Raw genomic sequence first — 7065 nt, 5'->3', positions numbered from 1 at the left:
CCTTATCAGCGTTTCGGACAGCGATGTCTTTCCGTTTCGTGGAGTGGTTGCACCACAATCACGACGTATTCGTTGCTTATCAAGCTGCTTTGGGCTTTATTTGGGCTTGAAATCTGTTTAAGTCCCGCTATATAAATTTGCTGACATAGCAGGAGATTTCTAAAGCCTGAAAATTCAGGCTTTAGTTCAGCTTTTCTGGGGTTTCCGGCGTTAACCCCCAAAAAGAACCGATTTTTAAGTGGCAGTGCAGAGGCAGAGTAGGCAACAATAAATCTATCAATAGATAGATGAATCGTCCCATGAGAGAAGAACGCCTCGAAGCCTATCTCAATCTCATCCAAGTGCTACTCAGTTCCTCTAGTGGCGAGGAAATGGAGATTTTGCAGACGAACCAAGCCCTAATTGATGCCGGGTTGGTGCAGACAATGGAAGCGGTAGCCGCAATGCTGGCAGAACGGGGCGATGGAGAAGCGGCGGAGTGGTTGCGGAATGTTGCAGCACCGATGGTTACAGAAATGGGCAATTCATCATCGGCACCCACTGTCGTCAAGATGATTCCCGAATCGCCTCTCGAATTCTTAACTGAGGTGTTGCAGGCAACCGCAGATAGTAATAGCGATCGCCAAGTAGTGTATCCGCTGTTACAAGCAAATCTCGACCAACTGAATGAGAAACTAGCTGAGATATTGCACGATTGGGCAATGGCAATTTTGCCGCAAGTTGAATCCCAAGAAGCAAAATTTATTGCTGCTACAATCGGCGGATTCAGCAATCTGATCGCGCAGTTTCCCCTGGGAGACAAGGCGAAAAACTCGGAGATAGCGATCGCAGGTTACGAGATCGTGGTTACAGTTTTTACCCGCGAAGCGAGTCCCGACGAGTGGGCGACAACTCAAAATAATCTGGGCAATGCCTACCGCAACCGGATACAGGACGATTTGGCTGACAAAGATAGATTGGCAGTACGCGCTGATAATCTAGAACGAGCGATCGCCTGTTACAAGCAAGCATTGCAAATCTATACCCGCCCAGCCTTTCCCCAAGATTGGGCAATGACGCAAAATAATCTGGGCAATGCCTACCGCGACCGGATACGGGGCAATCGTGCTGATAATCTAGAACGAGCGATCGCGTGTTACAGGCAAGCATTGGAAATCTACACCCGCGAAGCGAGTCCCGACGAATGGGCGACAATCCAAAATAATTTGGCATTTGCTTGTGAAAATTGCCAAGCATCTAATTTGCCAATTTAAACCGCAGCCGGAAGAGGGGTTCATGGTTTATCGCAACGAATAATCAACAAGGAACCATGAACCATCAATCAAGGAGATTCAGTCCTCACTCCTCAGTTCTCACTCCTCACTCCTCAGCCCTCAGTCCTCAGTCCTCACTCCTCAGCCCTCAGTCCTCAGTCCTCAGTCCTCAGTCCTCAGCCCTCAGTCCTCACTCCTCACTCCTCACTCCTCACTCCTCAGCCCTCAGCCCTCAGCCCTCACTACTCCGTCCTCACTCCTCACATCCTCTTCACCCAGCGCCAAACTTTCACCAGTAGATTTTCCAGCCACAGCATCGCCTTATCCAGCCATTCCAGTAAATACTCTAGGGGGTGCTTGACGTATCCGGATGGAGTTACCTCAGCCTCGATCCAGTCTGGCGAATGGGTGGCAAAGCTTGTCCTATTGTTTTGAGCGATCGCACTCGATGAACTTGGAAGCGCCTCTTCGGCTTCCACCCTTGGCGTCTGGAAAGCTGGGGCTTTGGTAATTTTGCCTGAAATGTCTTTTTTGCGAGATTTTTTGGTTGTAGAAGGGGTTTGTGTTGGACGCGCCGCCATTTGTTCAGGCGCAGTGGGTTTGCGGGGCGTCAAAATCGTCTGTTTGAAACTCAGGCGAAGCTTAATCGACTTCCAGAGAGAATCCCCAGCCGGATATGCCTGCTGGCTGGCTCCAGGGAGGGCAATCCTGGTCTTCTTTCCAGGCAGATGAGCGGAGGGTTGCTCTTTGCCTGCCACCCTTGGTAGAGGGCGATTAGGGGCGGTTGGCGCTGGCTGCTTGCTGGCTGTGGGTGCATCTGACTCACCGAATAAATCATTCATTGTCAGCCAGGGATCGGCAATGCCTGTTGCGGTTAATTCTGGATTGTGGCGTTGAGCAGATGCTAAGGAGGCAGAAGCGCCACCTGATATCTGATTCGTTTGGCTGTGGGAATCAGAATCGATTTCTGGGGTTGATTCCCAGGATAATTTCCCATCGCGCCTGCCAAAAAAGTAGTCAATTGCTGCCTGAATCAGCGCTTGGATATTGTGTGCTTGGGTGTGTGCTTGGGCGTTAACATCGGCAGATGCCGGTTGCTGCATTGGCTGGCTGAATACAGCTTGTATCCGTTGTAAAGGCGATCGCTCAATTGCCTTAATTTCCCCGGAACGGGGTGTCAGCTTCGCCAAAAAGTCTTTTTGCCGCACTTCGATGGCAACCAGCGTGCGATCGAGGAAGATTAATGGCTGAAGAAGTAAGGAGGAAGAAGGATGTAGAGCTTTGTTCTTCCTAAAGGGTGGGATACTTCCGATCCCCTCTCCAGACGCGCTAAATCCCGTTCCCATCTCCTCGTCTTCTCTTGTTTCTTGCCACCGCACCAGCGTTGATTCTTGGAAGAGATTGGCAGCGATCGCCACTGGTCCTTTTTGCACCCAAGCCATCACTCCCCAGAAGAGGCGCACGGGTGGTAACAAATGGCGCTGATTGACAGGAGGGCGCAGTTGTGCTACAATGCCTTTCGCCGACGCCTGCGCTAACCGCCACTGACGCCAGTAGTTTGCCAATTCCCAACGAATTCGCTGTTGTAATTTTTGCTGTTGTTGAGGGGTAAGAATATCTAAAATTTGATTCTCGGCGGTGACGAGTACCACGGAACGGGTAGCAAGTTGTGTAGCAACTCCCCGAACGACAATTTGATTGTGTAGCGCCGCCGCCAAGGATTGTCCGCTTCTGGTTCCCTCAGCCGCCTCTTTAGGCTGTAGCGTTTGCACCACCACTGTTTCCGGGAGATTGAGAGGGTGCAGAGTTAAATTTGAGGAGCTAGAATGACTCGATCCACTCGCCGAGTTATGATTAAAAAATTTGAATCCAAAATATGTCGTAGAGACAAAGGTTATCGCATCTGCAACTTGATTAAAAAATCCCGCTTTGTTAGTAGAAACACCAACAGAATTTGCAGCCGAATTTAAAACCAATTCTGACTCTTCCTGACCCGCGATCGCTCGTAAAACTTGCTGAATTGGCGTGTCTGCTGGTGGAGGCGTTGGCGGCGAGTCAGGACGCTTTGCTCGGTCTTTTTTCCCAGAAGTTTGTAATTGAGGTTTCTCTTTTGTCGCTTGTTGTAACTGACGCCCAGCTAATTGGGAAGTTTGAGCCAGCAGGTACACCGGATAGAGGAGAATTTGCGCTCCCCAAACCGCTGCGACTTTCAGCTTTCGCAGGGCGCGATCGCTCTCATCCTTCAACCGGCGAGATTTTCGGGAGAGGAAATTAAATAATTGGCTTTTATAGCGACCATTGGGAGGGGAGGACATTTTGCTAAATGAAGGATTGCTAATTGCTAATTGCTAACAATAGTAGATGCCCTGATTTTATCGAAAAGATGACCGATTCCAAGACACCTTTTGTAACGCCCTCATGCAGCCTCCTGAGCGAAGCGATTGAAAAACTCTCCGCGATGACTCAGGTTAACGTTCAGACACGCTGGCGCTACTGTGCCGCAGACTTGACAGCAGATACAGTTAACCAGTCTGATTTAGGAAATGATTGGTCATCTGTGGAGTTGAATCCCAAGGGACATATTGCTTGGCAAGCGGGACAAAAGGTATTATGGCTTAGTCAAAAATTGATTATTCCCCAAGATTTACACCTATATCCTTTATCGGGGTTGGCGTTGCGGCTGGTGTTAACTTGGTGGGCACAAGACGCGCAAATTTTTGTAAATGGCGTCAAAGTGCAAGCGGGAGATTTATTTGATTGCTCAACGAGGGTACTGCTGAGTCCCGCTGTCACTCCTGGTGAGGAGATTACAGTTGCCTTGCGCCTGGTAAGTCCCGGACATGATGATGGAGCATTAGTGCGATCGCGCTGTATATACGAATTTACCACCGATGATAAGATTGAACCCGGTTTTGTCGCTGACGAGTTAGCTGTCTTACAGCGGTATTTAAAAACCTTTGAACCGGAAAAACTGGATATCTTAGCATCTGCTGTGGCTGAGATTGACTGGACAGCACTGCCTGACGGACAAAAGTTTGAGCGATCGCTTTCCACCCTCCGCCAAAACCTGCTTAACACTTTAGGGTCAATAGAATCTAAAATCTGTTTGCTAGGTCATGCTCACTTAGACTTGGCTTGGCTATGGCCTGTCAGCGACACTTGGGAAGCTGCTCAACGCACTTTTGCATCGGTTCTCAAACTTTTGCAAGAATTTCCCAACCTGACCTTCTGCCATTCTACACCCGCACTTTATGCTTGGATTGAGCAACATCGCCCGGATTTATTTGCCGCCATTCAACAACAAGTTGCGGCTGGACGCTGGGAAGTTGTAGGCGGAATGTGGGTGGAACCGGAACTGAATCTGATTAATGGCGAATCGATTGTCCGCCAGTTGCTCTACGGTCAGCGTTACGTCTTAGAAAAATTTGGGCAATTGAGTACAGTCGCCTGGTTGCCAGATAGTTTTGGCTTTTGTGCCACGTTGCCCCAATTTCTGAAATCTGGCGGGATTGAATACTTTGTCACCCAAAAATTGCGCTGGAACGATACCACGAAGTTTCCCTATGAAACATTTTGGTGGCGATCGCCCGATGGTTCCCAAATCTTCAGCCTCATGTCTGCTCCGATTGGTGAAGGCATTGACCCAATTAAAATGGCGTCTTATGCCTGTGATTGGGAAACTCAAACAAGTTTAAAAGCAGCCCTCTGGCTTCCAGGTGTGGGCGATCACGGCGGTGGTCCCACCCGCGATATGTTGGAAGTGCAAGCGCGCTGGGAAAAATCCCCCTTCTTTCCTCGTCTAGAATTTACTACATCTGAGAGCTATTTACAACAAATTAGCACTCAGATTAGCACTCAGAATCCCAAATCCGGGCACGGCAGTGTCGTGTCCCTACAGAACTCAAAACTGTTCCCGGTTTGGGACGATGAACTATATCTAGAATTCCATCGGGGTTGCTACACCACCCACGCCGATCAAAAGCGCTTTCAACGTCGCAGTGAAGGCTTGCTTTACCAAGCAGAACTTTTCGCTTCCTTGGCGAGTATCAGCACGGGTGCAACTTATCCCCAGCAAGAGTTAGAATCTGCTTGGAAAAAGGTGCTATTTAATCAATTTCACGATATTCTCCCCGGTTCCTCAATTCCCCAAGTCTTTGTAGATGCAAATGAAGCTTGGCAAGAGGTGGAACAAGCGGGTTCGGAAATATTACAGCTAGCCTTAAGCGCGATCGCGAGTGCGATCGCCCTTCCCCCGCCGCCGCAACCAGATGCCCTGCCAGTTATCGTCTTCAACTCCCTGAACTGGCAACGCTCGGAAGTCGTTACCGTCCCCTTACCGGCGTCTGAACATAACTGGCAAGTTTACGACTTAGAAGGGCAACTGCTGCCATCCCAATACTCTTCGGTTAACTTATCCTCCAACCCCTCTCAATCCCTTAATAAGTGGGGTGAGACAGGAACGGAGATTTCCTCCCCCTTCCCAAATCGGGAAGGAGGCTGGGGGGTTAGGTCTGGCTTATCTGAAAAGGATTGGCTGCCATCCCAGCTTTCTGAAGGCACGACGCTGCTATTTCTCGCCGAGAATATCCCATCGGTAGGTTATCGCCTCTTCTGGCTATGTCCTCAAGACGAATTGACCTCAAAAAGGCAAAAATACGGGCATCCTAGCACTAGCTTTCCGGATTCTAATGCGCCTAATCAAGATAATATCAGATTTAGCGAAAAAAATTGCATCGTAGAAAATGACTTACTGCGGGTAATCGTTGATTCTCAAACAGGCGATTTAAGTAGTGTTTTTGACAAAATTAATCATCGAGAGATCCTCAATCAAGCTGGAGGAAATCAACTCCAAGCCTTCCAAGATAGCGGTCAATATTGGGATGCTTGGAACATTGACCCCAACTATGCCCAACACCCCTTACCTCCCACCCAGCTAAAGTCAATTGAATGGGTAGAACAGGGGGCGGTGCAAACTCGTCTGCGGGTTGTGCGACAGCTAGGCGAGTCTAAATTTTGCCAAGATTACGTACTGCAAGCAGATTCACCGCTACTAAAAATTGTCACGACTGTAGATTGGCAAGAACGCCACGTACTCGTAAAAGCTGCTTTCCCGCTTACTTTGACGGCGGATTGTGCCACTTACGAAATTCCCTGCGGCGCGATTGTGCGAAGCACACGCTACGCTAACGGGCGTCCTACTCAGCCTCAAACACCCGCAGAAACCGCCAAATGGGAAGTTCCTGCCTTGCACTGGGCGGATTTAAGTGACAATGACTATGGCGTCAGTTTGCTAAATGATTGTAAATACGGTTACGACGCCCAACCCTCACAATTACGCCTCACCCTGTTACGAAGTTCTAGTTGGCCCGATCCAGAAGCAGATCGAGGTTGGCATCAATTCACCTATGCCCTCTATCCTCATCAAGGTAGCTGGCAGTCAGCGCATACTGTGCGGCGAGGCTATGAGCTAAATTTACCGCTACAAGTGATGCTGCTGCCATCAGTAGGCGAACAGAATTTGTCCTTACCCGCCGTTGGTCAATTGTTAGACTTACAAGCTGAAAATCTAATTTTGATGGCGTTAAAACAATCAGAAGATAATTTGCAGCAGTGGATTTTGCGGTGTTATGAGTGTCACGGGGGAGAGGCGCAGATGCAGATAACGAGCGATTTAGATTTAGCGATCGCGCACCCAGTTGATTTGTTAGAGCGTCCTATTGATGCACCCGAAATGTTGGCTACTGGACAAACAGCCAGCATCCAGCCTTGGAAAATCGCTAGTTTTGTAGTGGAACGAACAGACGGCTGAGAA

Annotated in this window: 4 protein-coding genes; 3 read left to right on the top strand and 1 reads right to left on the bottom strand. The window is 49.1% G+C overall.

The features are described 5' to 3' along the window. Positions 1 to 287: 287 nt before the first annotated feature. Entirely contained in the window at positions 288 to 1253 is a 966-nt protein-coding gene (locus ACFW2W_RS26285; RefSeq protein WP_378184825.1) for a tetratricopeptide repeat protein, read from the top strand. 56 nt (positions 1254 to 1309) lie between these two features. Then, on the top strand, positions 1310 to 1552 hold the full coding sequence (locus ACFW2W_RS26280) for a hypothetical protein (RefSeq protein WP_378184823.1): 243 nt from the start codon (positions 1310 to 1312) through the stop codon (positions 1550 to 1552). On the opposite strand, the gene ACFW2W_RS26275 is transcribed toward ACFW2W_RS26280, so the two are convergent. Further along, positions 1514 to 3568, bottom strand: a complete 2055-nt coding sequence (locus ACFW2W_RS26275; protein WP_378184821.1) for a hypothetical protein — start codon at positions 3566 to 3568, stop codon at positions 1514 to 1516. The genes ACFW2W_RS26280 and ACFW2W_RS26275 overlap by 39 nt on opposite strands. A gap of 68 nt (positions 3569 to 3636) precedes the next feature. Between ACFW2W_RS26275 and ACFW2W_RS26270 the strand changes: the two genes are divergently transcribed. Next, complete coding sequence (locus ACFW2W_RS26270; protein WP_378184819.1) at positions 3637 to 7062, top strand: alpha-mannosidase; 3426 nt, start codon at positions 3637 to 3639, stop codon at positions 7060 to 7062. Positions 7063 to 7065 lie beyond the last annotated feature (3 nt).

It is taken from the genome of Coleofasciculus sp. H7-2 (assembly GCF_042747725.1).
Taxonomy (GTDB): Bacteria; Cyanobacteriota; Cyanobacteriia; order Cyanobacteriales; family FACHB-T130; genus FACHB-T130.
The sequence above is the reverse complement of the archived record's forward strand: the minus strand, read 5'-3'. Positions and strand labels throughout refer to the sequence as shown.

Coding starts and splice junctions, on each gene's coding strand:
- ACFW2W_RS26280 (WP_378184823.1), top strand. CDS start 1,310: ATGAACCATCAATCAAGGAGATTCAGTCCTCACTCCTCAGTTCTCACT.
- ACFW2W_RS26275 (WP_378184821.1), bottom strand. CDS start 3,568: ATGTCCTCCCCTCCCAATGGTCGCTATAAAAGCCAATTATTTAATTTC.
- ACFW2W_RS26270 (WP_378184819.1), top strand. CDS start 3,637: ATGACCGATTCCAAGACACCTTTTGTAACGCCCTCATGCAGCCTCCTG.
- ACFW2W_RS26285 (WP_378184825.1), top strand. CDS start 288: ATGAATCGTCCCATGAGAGAAGAACGCCTCGAAGCCTATCTCAATCTC.